The following is a 16318-nucleotide window of genomic DNA, read 5'->3' as shown; positions in this document are numbered from 1 at the left end:
GTTTCTGGGCATATGAAGGCGGTGGCGACATCCCCGCTAACTACCATTGAATGGCGTTAATTGTACTTAGGTAAGTTATAAGTAAATAGCCTAAAAATTGAGCCAAACTGATAAAACATATAGGAATAAAAAAAAACCGGCCTTATGCTGGTTTTTCTCAGTAGCCATGTAATCTTAGGTTGGCGTGTTACATTTCTACTTCTTCTCCCACTTTCAATGAAGTAATTTTTACTTTATTGATACGGTGACTAGTGATTTCCAGTGGTTCAAACAAATAATCACCAATCTGCAATTGTTCGCCTTGTTGTGGGATATGTTGCAAGTGTTCCATTAACAAACCAGCCAGTGTTTGGTATTCGCGTTTTTCATCCAATGGCAGTGGCACGTAAAGAACCAAATCTTCTAGTGGCATAAACCCATTGGCGACCCAATACCCTTCTTCCATGACCTGAATATCATGGCGGGCATCGATCTCTCCGCCACCCACAGGCAGATTACCGGTAATGGTTTCCATCACATCTGTTACTGTGACTACACCTTCAACAGAACCGAACTCGTCAACGACAAACGCGAAATGTGTTTGTGCCTGACGGAATTGCTCCAATGCTTGCAGCAAAGAGAGGGATTCTGGGAAAATCAGCGGTTGTTGCACCAATTTCCGTAAATCGAAGGCATTGTGAGTCAGTTGTTGGTTGAGAATATCAATCACGTGCACTACACCGAGAGGTTCATCACTGGTTGTCTCATCGGTGACGACAATTCGCGTATGTGGCTTTTGTTCCAACAACAGAGTCAATTTTTCAGCCGGAGCATGGGCATCAAGATAAACGACATCATGGCGTGAAGTCATGATACTGCTGACGGTACGCTGAGCCATGCTGAGAACACGGGCGATCATCTGGCGCTCTTGAGGCTCAAAAACTTCTTCGTTATCAGTACCATCCGCAATCAGATTGGAAGTATGACTATCCAACGCAGCGTTTTCACGCTTGCCGTTTAAAATGTGAAGAACGGCTTCCGCGGTTCTTTCACGCAGAGAACGGGAAGCGCTCAAGAACTTGCGGCGATTGAATTGGGCAAACTGATTCAATGCTTCAATCATGATGGAGAAACCGATAGCCGCATAGAGATAGCCTTTCGGTATGTGGTAACCAAAGCCTTCTGCAACCAAACTGAAACCGATCATCAACAAGAAACTGAGACAGAGGATAACGATTGTGGGATGTGCATTAACGAATTTCGTCAGAGGCTTACTGGCCCATATCATCAAGATCATGGCGATGATAACTGCGGCAATCATGATACCAATGTGATCGACCATGCCTACAGCAGTAATAACAGAATCCAGTGAGAATACCGCATCCAGAACGATAATCTGCACGACAACCGGCCAGAAGCTAGCTCCTTTGCGTTGTTGATTGCTATGTATCGTCTTCCCTTCCAGCCGTTCATTCAATTCCATTGTGGCTTTGAACAGCAAGAAAAGTCCACCTATCAACATAATTAAATCGCGGGCGCTGAAAGGATGATCCCAGAGGGTAACGAGTGGTTTGGTCAGGGAAATGAGCCAAGACAGGCTAAATAGCAGCAATATCCTCATAACCAGAGCACAGGAAAGCCCTGTCAGGCGAGCTTTATCTCTCTGTTTTTCAGGAAGTTTGTCTGCCAAAATGGCAATAAATATTAAGTTATCAATTCCGAGAACAATTTCTAAAACGATAAGAGTGGCCAGACCGGCCCATATCGTCGGATCAGCGATCCATTCCATACAATTTATTTTACCTTTTATTATGACGGCTTCTGCCGACTATTGAATAATGGGTATTGAAGGATAAAATATCAATAGTCGATTTATCTTAGTTGGAAATTTTTTCAGCAAACAAACGTCACGACGGTATCGATTGCATCAATAACTACCCTCTATGACCCTTCCTGAGTTAACATGTGACTTCATTAACAAATTGTCCACTCTGTTTTGTTGCATACGGGCATGTGTTACATATGACATGTCGCGTTACGTACTGCATCTTGGGTGGGCAGCAGTCATTATTAGACGGGAGTTATTCATGTCCAAACAGCAGATCGGTGTTGTCGGTATGGCGGTAATGGGGCGCAACCTGGCGTTGAATATTGAAAGCCGTGGTTACTCTGTATCCATTTTTAACCGCTCCAGTGATAAAACTGACGAAGTTATTGCTGAAAATCCAGGGAAAAAATTAGTTCCAAGTTATTCCATTGAAGAATTTGTCGATTCACTGGAAAAGCCACGTCGTATTCTGTTGATGGTTAAGGCAGGTGAAGCTACGGATAAAACCATTGCATCACTGACGCCACATTTGGATAAGGGTGACATTCTGATCGATGGTGGCAACACCTATTTTCAGGATACTATTCGCCGTAATCGTGAGTTGTCTGCTCAGGGTTTTAATTTTATCGGTACTGGGGTTTCTGGTGGTGAAGAAGGTGCACTGAAAGGCCCTTCAATCATGCCCGGTGGTCAAAAAGAAGCTTATGAACTGGTAGCGCCTATTCTGAAAGAGATTGCTGCTCAGGTTGATGGAGAGCCTTGCGTCACTTATATTGGCGCAGACGGTGCTGGCCATTATGTGAAGATGGTTCACAATGGCATTGAATATGGTGATATGCAGCTGATTGCGGAAGCTTATTCCTTATTGAAAAACGCATTGAACCTCAGCAATCAGGAATTGGCAGAAGTATTCAGCGATTGGAACCAAGGCGAGCTGAGCAGCTACTTGATCGAAATTACTGCTGATATTTTCCGTAAGAAAGATGAAGAAGGTAAATATCTGGTTGACGTGATTCTGGATGAAGCTGCTAACAAAGGTACTGGGAAATGGACTAGCCAAAGCTCGTTGGATTTGGGTGTTCCAGTGACACTGATTACGGAATCCGTATTTGCACGTTATATCTCTTCCCTGAAAGATCAGCGCGTGGCGGCATCCAAAGTGTTGTCTGGCCCGGAAGCACAGCCATTCAATGGCGACAAAGCTGAATTTATCGAGAAAGTTCGCCGTGCTCTGTACCTGGGTAAGATTGTTTCCTATGCGCAAGGTTTCCAGCAACTGAAAGCGGCATCGGATGAATATAGTTGGGATCTGAACTACGGCGAAATTGCCAAGATCTTCCGTGCCGGTTGTATCATTCGTGCGCAATTCCTACAAAAAATCACGGATGCGTACAATGAAAACCCGGCCATTGCTAACTTGCTGCTAGCTCCTTACTTTAAACAAATCGCAGACGAATACCAGCAAGCCCTGCGTGATGTTGTCTCTTATGGCGTACAGAATGGGATCCCAACACCAACATTCTCCGCTGCCATTTCTTATTACGACAGCTATCGTTCAGCCATTTTGCCAGCCAACCTGATTCAGGCACAGCGTGATTACTTTGGTGCGCACACTTACAAGCGTACCGATAAAGAAGGTGTGTATCACACCGAATGGCTGGAATAATCGTTAGATATTTTTATTAAATATTTAATGTCCAAAGAATAGGGTGCTGAGTTATCAACACCCTATTTTGTTGTGAAACATATTAATTCAGAGATTGTTACTTGAGCAACCGTTGTGCAAATCTCTCTAACCAGTGTGCTATCTCAGCATCATGATAGTAAAGCAATACAGCGAGGCTGAGGACAACCAGACTGAGTATTACTAGAACAAAAATATTATTCATATAATAATCACTCATTTCATCTGGTTAAATTATAGCAAAATGTAAACCTTATTTAAGTTATCTTAAATTTATTGGGTATTTTCCTGAAGTTAGCTTTAATTGGCTATTTTTCGAAAAGCAACTAATTCTGGTATAGCGATACGACGGTAATCTTCCGTATTCAAAATAATTGAACGTTCCAGACTACCGGCATTAAATGCCAGTTCGTCATAGCGATCAAACAGGAATGGGTCGGCAACGAGCTTCAGATACGGATGAAAGCTAAACGGTGGAATGGCGCCAAAGACACAGTGTGTCAATTCAGAAACTTCTTTTGGGCTTGCCAACGATGCCCGGCTTCCTCCTGCTTGTCTGGCGAGAGTGGCAAGGTCGGCTTGTTGGTCAGCAGGTAAAACAGCAAGGATATACTGTCGATAACCATTCCCTTTCACATGACAGACCAGGCCTTTTGCGCCTTGGCCTAACTGAGTTCCCCGTATTTTTGCAACTTCTTCTGAACGACCACCTGTGGCATGTTCCATGACACGATAACGAGCATTGTGAGTATCCAACAAAGCAGTTAGACGTTCGAAAATGTCATTTTTTAGCAAAATCTTCTCCTACATAAACTCAAACTAAAATTTAATACCTATTTTTTTATTCTTACATAGGCAATTATTGATTCTGGTCAAAATTACTGGGTCAGATAAATGTCACATTGTAATTCAATTCTCTTACATTGAAATTTGAAATAATTCAGTAAAATCTAAGGGGTTCCAAATGGCAGCATCGACTTTCTTTATCCCGCCAGTGAATAAAATTGGTATGGGGTGCATGGCTGAAGCCGTTGAATTAATAAAAAATTATGGCTACAGACAAGCGCTGATTGTTACTGACCGCGTGCTAAACGAGATTGGTGTTGTCAGAAAGGTTCAGGCTTCACTGGCAGAGGTAGGGATAAAAAGTGCGATTTATGATGGAACGAATCCAAACCCAACAACGATTAATGTGAAGGAAGGATTGGAAATTCTGCGCCAGCATCATTGCGATTGCGTTATCTCTTTGGGTGGCGGTTCACCTCATGACTGTGCAAAAGGTATTGCGCTGGTAGCGACCAACGGTGGAGATATTCGCGATTATGAAGGCGTTGATCGTTCAGCTAAACCGCAGTTACCTTTGATTGCTATTAATACTACTGCGGGTACTGCTTCTGAAATGACACGCTTCTGTATTATTACGGATGTTGAACGTCATATTAAAATGGCGATTGTGGATAAAAATGTTACGCCTATTCTGTCAGTCAATGATTCTGCTTTGATGGCAGGTATGCCAAAAGGCCTGACAGCCGCAACCGGGATGGATGCGTTGACCCACGCCATTGAGGCGTATGTCTCTACAGCAGCGAACCCCATCACTGACGCCTGTGCATTAAAAGCAGTGGCAATGATTAGCAATTATTTGCGCCGTGCCGTTGAAGACGGCAATGATATGGAAGCACGTGAGAATATGGCCTATGCCCAATTTCTGGCAGGTATGGCATTCAATAATGCTTCTTTGGGATATGTCCATGCTATGGCACACCAGTTAGGTGGATTCTATGATTTGCCACATGGTGTCTGTAATGCGGTTTTACTGCCGCATGTGCAAAGATTTAATGCAAAAGTTTCTGCGGCGCGGCTAAAAGAGATTGCCGCTGCTATGGGCGTTGAGGTTGATACTCTAAACGATGTACAAGGAGCTGAAGCCTGTATTCAAGCGATCAGTGAGTTGGCAAAAGATGTAAATATTCCGTCAGGTTTGTCTGAGTTGAATGTAAAAGAGGACGATTTGCCAACACTGGCGACTAACGCATTGAAAGATGCTTGTGGATTCACCAACCCAATTCAGGCATCGCATGAAGAGATTGTCGCTATTTTCAAAGCGGCAATGTAATTCATTGAGCAGTGATTTTTATAGCTGAATGTTCTAATAACATGAGTATTGCGTATCCCTTTGAAAAACACATTTTCCCTTAGGGAAGGTGTTTTTCATTAGGTGATAGGCAAGTTATGCTATAAATGATAAAAAATCTTCACTGTCATCCCCTAATAGAGATTTTTCTGGCAGTATTTGTTTTCAAAAGTGTACAGATGCACTACACACATGTTTTTCCTTTCAAGTCTACTGTAACCTTATTCCGTATACTTTATAGAGACATAGTCTTCTTCTATTATCCCTGTTTTTTACATAACCCACATGATTGTTCGGTGAAGTGTTCAACCGAAATCCCCACACAACACTCTTCTTGCAAGAAGTTGATCAAATTTTCCAAGTGCTGATACTCAGGTATACATACAATAGTACGACTGTGCTTCTCTTGACGGATTAGTCCAACTTTCACCATGCGCGCTAGATGATGTGATAGTGTTGAAGCCGGAATACCCAGGGCTTTCTGAATTTCTCCGACGGAGGCTCCCTGATGACCAGCCTTAACTAAAAAGCGAAATATAGCTAACCGGTGACTATTCCCCAGTTCAGCCAGGCTTTCTGCGACTTCTTCGTGTTTCATACGTGTCTCTAAACAAAAATTTCAATGTTTCTAGAAATATAATTGACAGGAACTGCAATAGCAATCTAATATCCCTAATATTTCCATAAAACTAGAAATATAGATATTTGGGGGTTTGAAATGTCTTCTCAATTGCAAGAAACTTTAAACATGTTTGTCTTCCTGTCCATAGAGTTATCAGCTTTGTTTATTGGTATTAGTTTGTTGGTTGGTATTCTCCAGCGGCATATACCTCCATCCAAGGTGGAAGCCTTACTGGGTGCTAACCGAAGGGGGTATTTTTTGGCTGCACTCCTCGGATCTATCACCCCTTTCTGTAGTTGTTCGACCATTCCTATGTTGAAAGGGTTAATTCGTGCCAGAGCTGGTTTTGGTCCAACGATGGTATTTCTATTTACTTCCCCTCTATTGAATCCCATCATCGTTGTATTGCTTGCTGCTACTTTTGGTCTGACACTAACAGCTATTTACGTACTATCTGCTCTTCTGGTCTCACTTGGTGCCGGATGGTCGCTACAAAAATTGGGATTTGAGCGTTATGTACGCCACGAAGAGGCGTCCGGTTGCGGAGTTACTGGGAGTAGTTGCGACGTTAAACCCACGATATCAAACAGTTGCGAGTCAATGGCGGCTACCTGTTGTTCTGCTACCCAGATAGCCACGCAATCTACAGGTTGTTGCGATAGCCAAACCACTAAAGCTGCTCATCCAAAAAGCAAGTATAGCGGTCTGTGGCAGGAAGCTTGGTCAGATTTTAAGAATGTACTACCATATTTATTCATCGGTATAGCGATAGGCAGTGTGATCTATGGCTATATTCCTACTAGTCTGCTTGAAGAATATGCTGGCTCAGATAATCCTTTTGCTATCCCAATTGCGGCTGTCATTGCAATACCGCTGTATCTTCGTGCCGAAGCTTTGATACCGCTTTCAGCAGCTTTGATGATGAAAGGAGTCAGTGCCGGAGCGATTCTGGCGTTAATTATCGGTGGTGCTGGCGCCAGCCTGACTGAGCTAATTTTATTACGATCCCTATTTACATTTAAGCTCTTGGCGGCCTTTGTAACTGTTATCCTTGCTATTGCCATGATCGCAGGTTACGCGGCTTTACTATTTTTCTGAATGTTAATCAAAATGAGTAGGCCGCTATTTATTTAAAGACCATGTTAATTGAAGGTTATTACTTATTGAAGATGTGAATAAACACTATGCTAAACAAGTTGCTATGACCGTGTGTAATGACTGGATATGGTGAGTATTGAATAGATTGCTTAGATGACAGGCAAATAAACGTCTTAGGTTTATCGTTATTAGAGCCATGTCTGGACTAAAGTTGGGTTTTATTAGAGGAATAGAATGATGAAAACGAAAGAACAACAATTGTCTCGGCGAGTTGAAAATGTACAGAATTACTACGGTACAACGCTTTCGAGCAAGGAAGACTTGGTAACTAATGTTTGCACGGTAGATGAACCACCTTCTGATGAGATCAAAGCTATACTAAAGGCAATTCACCCAGATGTGCAGCAGCGTTTTTATGGCTGTGGTACTCCTTTTCCTCCTTTGCTGACTGGATCAACTGTGTTGGATTTAGGCTGTGGTGGCGGGAGAGATTGCTTCATTTTATCTAAGTTGGTAGGACCAGAAGGGAATGTTATCGGCGTGGATACTACTCTTGAGCAAATTGAATTTGCCAAGAGCTACGTCGAATATCACCGAGAAGCCTATGGCTACACCGAAAGTAATGTACATTTTATACACGGTAATATTGAGTCCTTGGATTTACTCAATTTACCGCCGAATAGTGTCGATGTCATTGTCTCCAATTGTGTCATTAATCTAGCTGCCGCAAAATCTGATGTGCTTCAGGGAATGGCCCAGTTGCTCAAACCTGGTGGAGAAATTTATTTTGCTGATATTTTCTCTGATCGCAGACTTTCCCAAGAGTTAAAAAATGATCCATTGCTGATTGGAGAGTGTATTGGTGATGTATTGTATTATGGCGACTTTGTACGAATAGCGCGTGATGCAGGCTTTCGGGATATACGAATTGTTGCAAGCAATTTAAAGACCATTAGCAACAAACCCATTGAAGAAAAACTGGGTGGTGCAAGATTGTATTCAATGACTCTCAGGTTATTCAAGATTGATCTAGAAGATAGTTGTGAAGATTATGGTCAAGTCGCCATGTACAAAGGTAATCTCCCTGATGCCCCCATTCGCTTTATGTTTGATCAAGAACATGTATTTGAAACAGGGAAAGCGGTGCCAATATGTCGAAATACAGCAGATATCATTTGCAAAAGCCGATACCATAGTTTGTTTAGTGTGGTTGGTGAAGGCTGTACACACTATGGGGTATTTAACTGTGGAACAGCATCAAGCAATTTTGTCGCCTCAGTTGAAGTTCCCATGTGCGCACCGGGTGGTTGTGGCTGCTAAATAGAGTAAATAGGCTTCTCTATTTAACACTGTTAATGGATTTTCAATTTGCTAGGTGTTTTGAATAGTAGAATTTGAATGCCACCATAATTGATACTACATCCTACTCAGATATAAAAGGTTATCTAATAGGATAGCAAGAAGCCACTTCGTATATATAGCTTGACAAAGTGGCTGTTATTTTTCGAAGCCTCTATTACTGCACCGAAAATTATTCTTTGGCTGAGTGCCTTTCCCGCAATTGATTAATGATACTACTAAGATCGAGTTCTTGATCTTGGAGTAAAACCAGCAGGTGATAAATTAAATCTGCGGCTTCGTTGGTCAACTCTTCTCTGTCATTCACTGTAGCTGCTAACGCGGTTTCTACACCTTCTTCGCCAACTTTTTGGGCGATGCGTTTTGTTCCACTGGCGTATAAACGAGCGGTATAGGAACTGTCTGGTGAGGCATTTTTTCGGCTTGCCAGTAGTTGTTCCAATTGATAGAGGAAACCCCAGTCAGTTTGTACGGAAGCAAAGCAGCTTTCAGTACCTTTATGGCAGGTTGGGCCAACAGGATTTACGAGGGCGAGTAGGGTATCGTTATCACAATCGGGATAAATATCAACCAGATTCAGAAAATGACCGGAACTTTCGCCTTTTGTCCATAACCGTTGTTTGGTACGGGAGAAAAAGGTCACTTTACCTGAGTCGAGCGTGACATTCAGTGCTTCTTGGTTCATGTAGCCCAACATTAATACTGTTCCGGAAATAGCATGTTGGACGATGACCGGCATCAGGTTATCCACTTTCCCCCAATCCAGCTTTTCGATTTCTTGTGTTGTTAATGGCTGTGCTATCAACATGTTCTAACCTCGACATCCTGTGTAGCAAGATATTGTTTGAGTTCACCGATATTAATGAGTTGTTTGTGGAAAACGGAGGCAGCTAAAGCACCATCAACGTTTGCAAGTTTAAACGCATCCAGAAAATGCTCTGGTGCTCCGGCTCCGCCAGAAGCGACCAGTGGCACAGAGCAGATATCGCGAACTAATTTCAGTTGCGTGAGATCATAACCATTGCGGACACCATCCTGATTCATCATATTCAGGACAATTTCACCCGCTCCGCGTTGTTGTACTTCTTTGACCCAATCCAATGTCTGCCAGCGCGTTGCGGTTGTACGTTTTTCATCACCTGTAAACTGGTAAACCTGATAATTGTTGGTTTTCTCATCAAACCATGTATCAATACCTACAACAATACACTGGACTCCGTAACGATCAGCCAAGCGGTTAATTAAATCCGGCTCAGTAAGTGCAGGGGAGTTGATGGAAATTTTATCTGCCCCAAACGATAAAATTTGCCCTGCTTCTTCAATGGATTTAATGCCACCCGCCACGCAGAAAGGGATATCGATGACTTCAGCAACTTTTGCTACCCAGCTTTTATCCACCACACGGCCATCAGACGAGGCGGTAATATCGTAAAACACTAACTCATCTGCGCCTTCTTGGGCATAGCGTTGTGCGAGAGGAACGATATCGCCAATAATTTCATGGTTACGGAATTGTACGCCTTTGACGACTTGCCCATCACGGACATCAAGGCATGGAATTATGCGTTTTGCCAACATTGTATAGCCTCCGTCAGTGTAAATTTTCCTTCCAGTAGTGCACGCCCGACAATAACACCTGCTACACCAGACGCAGGCAGAGGAGAAATATCGGCGAGGTTGCCAATACCGCCGGAAGCTTGAAACTGGATTTGTGGATATTGTTGGCTGATTTCCTGATAGAGGGCGATATTGGAGCCGCTTAATGTGCCATCACGGGAAATATCGGTACATAACACATGCTTTAACCCAACAGGAAGATATTGTTCAATGACATATTCTAGAGTGGCATGACTGTTTTCTTGCCAGCCACTGATGGCTATTTGTTTAACCCTATCGGCACTGATGCGGATATCCAATGCCAGCACAATCGCCTCCGTTCCATATTGTTGAAACCACTGTTTGACTAATTCAGGATGAGTAATTGCAGTCGAGCCAATTACAACCCGGCTGGCACCCGCTTCAAGAAGCGTTTTGACATCGTTTTCTGAACGAATGCCTCCACCCACTTGCACAGGCACAGTCACACCCGCCACTAACTCTTTCAAAAGCGCGATCTGTCGTTTGGCAGGATCTTTTGCACCTGTCAGATCCACTAAATGCAGTAATTCAGCGCCATCCTGCTCATATTGTTGCAAACGCAAAAGTGGAGAATTGCCATAATCCCGGCGCTGACCGTAATCTCCTTGATGCAAACGCACCACGTTGCCGTCGATTAAATCTAATGCAGGTATAATCATGGGATTACATCTCCAGAAAGTTTTTCAATAATTGTGCACCTGCCGCACCTGAGCGCTCAGGGTGGAATTGCACCCCAAAGAAATTGTCTTTCGCAACGGCACTGCTAAACATATTGCCGTATTCCGTTTGAGCAATCGTATATTCACTGACAGGCAGCGCATAGCTATGAACAAAATAGAAACGGGCATTGTCTGCAATGTGGCGAAACAGAGGATGCCCTTCCTGTGCCTGCACTTGGTTCCAGCCCATATGCGGTAATGGCAATCCTTTGGTCACCATTTTTTCGACAGGTGCGTTAATTAATTTCAGCAAAGGAACGTTATCGCCTTCCGCGCTGATGTCAGCCAATAACTGCATGCCGAGGCAAATACCCAGTACAGGTTGAGAGAGTGAGTTAATCAATGGGATTAATTGGCGTTGTTCGAGTTGTGCCATTGCAGCGGTAGCCGTGCCCACGCCGGGCAGAAACAGTTTATCGGCTGAACGTACAACATTTGCGTCTAAGCTGATAATTGGTTCATGACCTAATCGGCGGATGGCATAAGCAACAGAAGCGAGGTTAGCGCAGCCTGTATCCAGAATAACTATTTTCATCGTAACTTCCTTCATCATAACTTCCTTTATAGCGTCCCCTTATAAAACACCTTTTGAACTAGGCAAGGTATCGCCTTCTATGCGAATAGCCTGCCGCAATGTCCGGCCAAAAACTTTGAACAAGCTTTCTGCCCGGTGATGGTCATTCTTTCCTTTAGTTTTCAGGTGCAGCGTGCATCCCATCGTATAGGAGAGGGAACGGAAGAAATGTTCTATCATTTCTGTACTTAAATCTCCGACACGCTGATGTTTAAATTCAGCTTTATATTCAAGATATGGGCGACCGGAAATATCTAAGGCACAGCGGGCAAGACATTCATCCATTGGCAATGTAAAGCCAAAACGGGCGATTCCTCGCTTATCTCCCAATGCTTGCTTCAAGGCTTCACCCAGTGCCAAACCAGTGTCTTCAACGGTGTGATGATCATCTATATAGAGATCGCCTTTGACTTGTATGTTCATGCGGAACCCACCGTGAGTCGCAATCTGATCCAACATATGATCAAAGAAACCAACACCGGTATTGATACGGCTTTCACTTTCGCGATCCAGCCAGACTTGAATATCAATGGCCGTTTCTTTAGTTTTGCGTTCAACATGCGCATGGCGATCTTTTCGGGTCAACTTTTCACAAATAGCTGACCATCCAAGTGATTCAGGTTGGTAACGAATACCCTTAATTCCCATGTTTTGGGCCAAGTGCAAATCGGTTTCCCGATCGCCGATGACATAACTGTTTTCGGTATCAATAACATTTTCGACCAGATATTTTTGTACCAATCCGAGTTTGGGTTTACGGCAAAGACAGCTATCTTCTGGTTTGTGTGGGCAGATCAGTACCTCTTCAAAATGGATACCTTGTGAAGTGAAAACCTGCATCATCAGGGCATGGGGTGGTTCAAAATCTGCTTGTGGAAAACTGGCAGTACCTAATCCGTCCTGATTAGTAATCATCACTAATTTGTAATTGGCTTTTTGCAGGGACAGTAAGGCGGGGATCACTCCAACCTCAAAAGCCAATTTATCAAGGCGATCAACTTGATAATCACTAGGTGGCTCGGTGATCAATGTTCCATCGCGGTCAATAAAAAGCATTTTCTGGCTCATGGGTTCTCAGTCTCCTTGATTTGTTGAGTCTGGCTGGAAAGTGCACTAATGGCACTGACTAGTTGTTCACATTCACTCCGGCTACCAATGGTGATGCGCAGGCAATTCTCTAATCCCGGCTGCTTTCGCTGATCACGCAAGATGATTCCTTTATCCCATAACGTCTTGAATACGATTTCTGCATCGGTAAATTTCACCAAAATATAGTTGGTTTCGCTCGGAAACACGTTTTCAACCAGTGCCAGTTGACTGAGCTCTTGCTGAAGATAAATCCGGTTACTGACGATTTCTGCCACACGATTTTTCATTGTCTGAATACCCGTTTCCGTTAGTGCTTGTGCAGCGATATCTGCGACAGGCGTTGCAAGTGGGTAAGGGGCAATCACTTTCAACATCAGCGCGATAATATCGGCAGAAGCCAACGTAAATCCACAACGCAATCCAGCCAAAGCAAAAGCTTTCGAGAGGGTTCGCAAAATGACCAAGTGAGGGTAGTCTTGCAGCCATCGAATGGTAGTATGTTGCGGACAAAATTCGATGTAGGCCTCATCAATGGCAACAATGGCCTGGTGACGAGTGAGTTCAAGGATCTGACGTAATGCCGCAGGCTTAACCAAATTACCAGTGGGGTTGTTAGGGCTACAGATATAAATAAGTTTGACGCGATCCAAATTATTTTTGATGGAATCAACATCGGGTTGCCAGTTGGCACTGACAGGGATCTTTTTTTGTTCTATGCCGAAGGCTTCTGCACTAACACTGTACATGCCATAAGTGGGCGGGCAAAACAGCACGGCATCACGTCCTGGCTCGCAAAAAACGCGGATCAACAGTTCGATAGATTCATCCGCTCCACGGCTGACAAGAACTTGTTCCGGCTGTAAACCAGCGTAATTGGCGTAACGTTGGATAACCGCAGCGGGCTGACATTCAGGGTAGCGATTGAGAGTGTTCTCGCGAAATTGGAAATCGGGTGCGGTATGGTATTCATTCGCATTTAGCCAAATATCACCTTTGCCTCCCAGACGGCGGGCTGACATATAAGGAACTAAATTACGAATATTTTCTCTTGCCAGTGAATTGATATCAAAAACCGTACTCATGATTGATCCTTAGCCTTGTGATTCTAAGTTTGCATTATTCAAAGCAGTCATACGTAATGTAACCGCATTTTTGTGCGCGATGAGTTGCTCTGCCTGTGCCAGCGTTTCTATCGTGGGAGCAAGGTTTCTCAACCCTTGTGGTGTGAGCCGCTGAACGGTCATTCTTTTTAGAAAGTCAGCCAGACCGAGGCTGGAGTAGGTTGAAGTATAGCCATAGGTCGGCAGAACATGATTGGTGCCAGAGGCGTAATCTCCCGCCGATTCTGGCGACCAGTCACCGAGGAATACAGAGCCAGCGCTGGTAATCTGTTCCACTAATTGTTCAGGCTGGCGGGTTTGAATAATCAAGTGTTCAGGGCCGTATTGGTTGCTGATCTCCACGCATTGGGAGAGATCTTTTGTAATAATGATGCGGCTAGATTGCAAAGCTTGGTTTGCGATCTGCTGGCGTGGCAATATCGCGAGCTGGGCTTCAATTTCACGGATGACGTGTCCGGCAAAGTTTTCGTCAGGTGTTAACAGTATGACTTGGGAATCCGGGCCATGTTCCGCTTGAGAAAGTAAATCTGCGGCAGTAAATACAGGGTTAGCTCTGTGATCAGCGATGACCAGTACCTCTGACGGGCCAGCGGGCATGTCAATTGCAGCTCCGTCAATATATTGGCTCACTTGCCGTTTGGCTTCTGTGCCCCATGCGTTGCCGGGGCCAAAAATTTTGTCTACTTTGGGAACAGATTCTGTACCGAATGCCATTGCAGCAATGGCTTGTGCGCCACCAATTTGGAAAATTTCAGTGATCCCGCACAGTTGTGCCGCATAGAGAATTTCATCGGCAATGGGAGGTGGAGAACACAGGATGATTTTACGGCAACCCGCAATGTTGGCTGGTGTGCCCAGCATTAATACTGTAGAAGGCAGCGGGGCTGAGCCGCCGGGAATATAAAGCCCGACTGAGCTTATTGGGCGAGTGATTTGCTGGCAGCGAACGCCTGGCAGAGTTTCAACTTCAATTTCTGCTGGTTTTTGAGCCTCATGGAACTGACGAATATTATTCATGGCTTGCTGCATAGCCTGCTTAATTTCGGGGGACAGGCGGTTAACAGCTAAATCTACTTCACTTGGAGTGATCCGGATGGCTTCTACAATCGTTTTGTCGAAGCGTTGGCTGAATTCTCGTAATGCTTGGTCGCCGCGTATTTTTACTGTTTCCAGGATCTGTTTAACTGTGCAGGCAATATCATCTGATGCAGCGACAGCCGGGCGGGCCAGCAATATTTTTTGTTGCTCTGGGGTGCATTCTTGCCAGCGGATGATGGTTTTAAAATTAATATTCATCAAGTTTTACTCCATCATTTTTTCAATTGGCAGAACGAGAATGGAACTCGCACCCAATGCCTTGAGTTTTTCCATCGTTTCCCAGAATAGTGTTTCACTGCTGACCATGTGCATAGCGACACGATTTTGTGCGCCTGCGAGTGGCAGAATGGTGGGGCGTTCGGCTCCCGGCAGTAGGGAAATAATCTCTTCCAACTTATCATTGGGAGCGTGTAGCATGATGTATTTGGATTCTCGTGCCTGAATGACCCCTTGAATGCGGAGCATCAGTTTGTCGATGAGCCGTTGCTTAGCTTCTGGCATCTCTCCATCACGTTGGATAAGGCAGGCTTTTGAGCGATAAATCACTTCAACTTCCCGCAATCCGTTGGCTTCCAATGTGGCACCGGTTGAAACTAAATCACAAATGGCATCCGCTAGTCCTGCACGAGGTGCAACTTCAACAGAACCATTGAGGAGGCAGGATTTGAAGCGTATGCCTTTCTGATCTAAATAACGTTTTAGTAAGTGTGGATAAGATGTGGCAATACGGGCATCTTGCAGGCATTCCACCCCTGTATACTCGCAATCAAAGGAAGCCGCGAGGGAAAGACGGCAGTCACCAAAATCCAGACGACGTAACGTTAAATAACTCGGGGTTTCTCCTTGTGCCTGACGAGTCAGTAATTCTTCTTCAAGAACGTTTTCACCGATAATGCCCAAATCGACAACACCATCCATAACCAGGCCAGGGATATCATCGTCGCGGACGCGCAGGATATCAATGGGCATATTTTCTGCAAATGCAATCAGGCGCTGTTGTTGTAAATTGATTTTGATCCCACAGCGCGCCAGCAATGTTCTGGAATCATCACTAAGGCGGCCTGATTTCTGAATGGCTATCCGTAAGCGTGTTTTATCTAACATGTTGTGTTTTACCCTATCTTAATATTCGGTCAGTGTTTAAATCGTAGAAGCCAGAAACAAAAAACCCCCGGAAAATCTTCCGAGGGTTTTGTCGTATTCATGCCACCGGAAGACGGATTAAATGTCTTCCAGCACGCAGCAGCCTGAAAGACTAATCAGGATGATGGTGATGATGATGGCTGAATTGAATACGGTTCATAATGTGAAAGCTCTCTATCTACGTTTGATGTTATGTAAGTGCTATTTTTATAAAGGGTATATATGTACTTAA

At 44.2% G+C, this 16318-nt stretch carries 16 protein-coding genes and 1 other annotated feature; of the genes, 4 read left to right on the top strand and 12 right to left on the bottom strand.

The genetic code is table 11. The annotated features are described in order from the left end of the window. Positions 1–187: 187 nt before the first annotated feature. Positions 188–1768: a TerC family protein gene (locus tag Xmir_RS11470; RefSeq protein WP_099114377.1), complete on the bottom strand. Its 1581-nt coding sequence runs from the start codon at positions 1766–1768 to the stop codon at positions 188–190. Positions 1769–2066: 298 nt separating this feature from the next. Here Xmir_RS11470 and gndA point away from each other — a divergent pair, with 298 nt between their 5' ends. Next, complete coding sequence (gene gndA / locus Xmir_RS11465) at positions 2067–3473, top strand: NADP-dependent phosphogluconate dehydrogenase (RefSeq protein ID WP_099114376.1); 1407 nt, start codon at positions 2067–2069, stop codon at positions 3471–3473. A 318-nt stretch (positions 3474–3791) separates the two neighbouring features. Here gndA and Xmir_RS11460 read toward each other — a convergent pair whose 3' ends face one another. After that, the gene (locus Xmir_RS11460) at positions 3792–4286 is read right to left on the bottom strand and encodes a YbaK/prolyl-tRNA synthetase associated domain-containing protein (RefSeq protein WP_099114375.1); all 495 of its coding nucleotides are present in this window, start codon (positions 4284–4286) and stop codon (positions 3792–3794) included. Positions 4287–4455: 169 nt separating this feature from the next. Between Xmir_RS11460 and yiaY the strand changes: the two genes are divergently transcribed. Next, positions 4456–5607 carry an L-threonine dehydrogenase gene (gene yiaY, locus Xmir_RS11455; protein WP_099114374.1) on the top strand — a complete coding sequence of 384 codons (1152 nt, stop codon included), beginning with the start codon at positions 4456–4458 and terminating at the stop codon, positions 5605–5607. Between the two features lie 277 nt (positions 5608–5884). Here yiaY and Xmir_RS11450 read toward each other — a convergent pair whose 3' ends face one another. Then, positions 5885–6223, bottom strand: coding sequence for an ArsR/SmtB family transcription factor (locus tag Xmir_RS11450; RefSeq protein WP_099114373.1), 339 nt, complete (start codon positions 6221–6223; stop codon positions 5885–5887). A 120-nt stretch (positions 6224–6343) separates the two neighbouring features. Here Xmir_RS11450 and Xmir_RS11445 point away from each other — a divergent pair, with 120 nt between their 5' ends. Then, positions 6344–7345: a permease gene (locus Xmir_RS11445; protein ID WP_099114372.1), complete on the top strand. Its 1002-nt coding sequence runs from the start codon at positions 6344–6346 to the stop codon at positions 7343–7345. Between the two features lie 237 nt (positions 7346–7582). After that, a complete protein-coding gene (locus Xmir_RS11440; protein WP_099114371.1) occupies positions 7583–8665 on the top strand; it encodes a methyltransferase domain-containing protein in 1083 nt (360 codons plus the stop codon). A gap of 211 nt (positions 8666–8876) precedes the next feature. On the opposite strand, the gene hisIE is transcribed toward Xmir_RS11440, so the two are convergent. From hisIE to hisL, 9 genes are all read right to left on the bottom strand, one after another. Continuing rightward, complete coding sequence (hisIE, locus tag Xmir_RS11435; RefSeq protein ID WP_099114370.1) at positions 8877–9512, bottom strand: bifunctional phosphoribosyl-AMP cyclohydrolase/phosphoribosyl-ATP diphosphatase HisIE; 636 nt, start codon at positions 9510–9512, stop codon at positions 8877–8879. Further along, complete coding sequence (hisF, locus tag Xmir_RS11430; RefSeq protein WP_099114369.1) at positions 9506–10282, bottom strand: imidazole glycerol phosphate synthase subunit HisF; 777 nt, start codon at positions 10280–10282, stop codon at positions 9506–9508. The genes hisIE and hisF overlap by 7 nt, the downstream gene beginning before the upstream one ends. Next, the gene (gene hisA / locus Xmir_RS11425; RefSeq protein WP_099114368.1) at positions 10264–11001 is read right to left on the bottom strand and encodes a 1-(5-phosphoribosyl)-5-[(5-phosphoribosylamino)methylideneamino]imidazole-4-carboxamide isomerase; all 738 of its coding nucleotides are present in this window, start codon (positions 10999–11001) and stop codon (positions 10264–10266) included. The genes hisF and hisA overlap by 19 nt, the downstream gene beginning before the upstream one ends. 4 nt (positions 11002–11005) lie before the next feature. Then, positions 11006–11596 (bottom strand): imidazole glycerol phosphate synthase subunit HisH, encoded by a 591-nt coding sequence (hisH, locus tag Xmir_RS11420; RefSeq protein ID WP_099114421.1) that lies wholly within the window; start codon positions 11594–11596, stop codon positions 11006–11008. Positions 11597–11635: 39 nt separating this feature from the next. Continuing rightward, on the bottom strand, positions 11636–12703 hold the full coding sequence (gene hisB, locus Xmir_RS11415; RefSeq protein WP_099114367.1) for a bifunctional histidinol-phosphatase/imidazoleglycerol-phosphate dehydratase HisB: 1068 nt from the start codon (positions 12701–12703) through the stop codon (positions 11636–11638). Beyond that, a complete protein-coding gene (gene hisC / locus Xmir_RS11410; protein ID WP_099114366.1) occupies positions 12700–13806 on the bottom strand; it encodes a histidinol-phosphate transaminase in 1107 nt (368 codons plus the stop codon). The genes hisB and hisC overlap by 4 nt, the downstream gene beginning before the upstream one ends. A gap of 9 nt (positions 13807–13815) precedes the next feature. Then, positions 13816–15141, bottom strand: a complete 1326-nt coding sequence (hisD, locus tag Xmir_RS11405; protein WP_099114365.1) for a histidinol dehydrogenase — start codon at positions 15139–15141, stop codon at positions 13816–13818. 6 nt (positions 15142–15147) lie between these two features. Continuing rightward, the gene (hisG, locus tag Xmir_RS11400; RefSeq protein ID WP_099114364.1) at positions 15148–16047 is read right to left on the bottom strand and encodes an ATP phosphoribosyltransferase; all 900 of its coding nucleotides are present in this window, start codon (positions 16045–16047) and stop codon (positions 15148–15150) included. A 55-nt stretch (positions 16048–16102) separates the two neighbouring features. Further along, positions 16103–16223 (bottom strand) — a sequence feature (His leader region). Beyond that, positions 16199–16246, bottom strand: coding sequence for a his operon leader peptide (gene hisL / locus Xmir_RS23465; RefSeq protein ID WP_139837445.1), 48 nt, complete (start codon positions 16244–16246; stop codon positions 16199–16201). Its footprint overlaps the feature before it by 25 nt. Positions 16247–16318: the final 72 nt, after the last annotated feature.

The sequence above is a fragment of the Xenorhabdus miraniensis genome, assembly GCF_002632615.1.
Note: the sequence above shows the minus strand (reverse complement) of the source record. Positions and strands in the feature narration are given on the sequence as shown.

Coding starts and splice junctions, on each gene's coding strand:
- Xmir_RS11470 (WP_099114377.1), bottom strand. CDS start 1,768: ATGGAATGGATCGCTGATCCGACGATATGGGCCGGTCTGGCCACTCTT.
- gndA (WP_099114376.1), top strand. CDS start 2,067: ATGTCCAAACAGCAGATCGGTGTTGTCGGTATGGCGGTAATGGGGCGC.
- yiaY (WP_099114374.1), top strand. CDS start 4,456: ATGGCAGCATCGACTTTCTTTATCCCGCCAGTGAATAAAATTGGTATG.
- Xmir_RS11450 (WP_099114373.1), bottom strand. CDS start 6,223: ATGAAACACGAAGAAGTCGCAGAAAGCCTGGCTGAACTGGGGAATAGT.
- Xmir_RS11445 (WP_099114372.1), top strand. CDS start 6,344: ATGTCTTCTCAATTGCAAGAAACTTTAAACATGTTTGTCTTCCTGTCC.
- Xmir_RS11440 (WP_099114371.1), top strand. CDS start 7,583: ATGAAAACGAAAGAACAACAATTGTCTCGGCGAGTTGAAAATGTACAG.
- hisIE (WP_099114370.1), bottom strand. CDS start 9,512: ATGTTGATAGCACAGCCATTAACAACACAAGAAATCGAAAAGCTGGAT.
- hisF (WP_099114369.1), bottom strand. CDS start 10,282: ATGTTGGCAAAACGCATAATTCCATGCCTTGATGTCCGTGATGGGCAA.
- hisA (WP_099114368.1), bottom strand. CDS start 11,001: ATGATTATACCTGCATTAGATTTAATCGACGGCAACGTGGTGCGTTTG.
- hisH (WP_099114421.1), bottom strand. CDS start 11,596: ATGAAAATAGTTATTCTGGATACAGGCTGCGCTAACCTCGCTTCTGTT.
- hisB (WP_099114367.1), bottom strand. CDS start 12,703: ATGAGCCAGAAAATGCTTTTTATTGACCGCGATGGAACATTGATCACC.
- hisC (WP_099114366.1), bottom strand. CDS start 13,806: ATGAGTACGGTTTTTGATATCAATTCACTGGCAAGAGAAAATATTCGT.
- hisD (WP_099114365.1), bottom strand. CDS start 15,141: ATGAATATTAATTTTAAAACCATCATCCGCTGGCAAGAATGCACCCCA.
- hisG (WP_099114364.1), bottom strand. CDS start 16,047: ATGTTAGATAAAACACGCTTACGGATAGCCATTCAGAAATCAGGCCGC.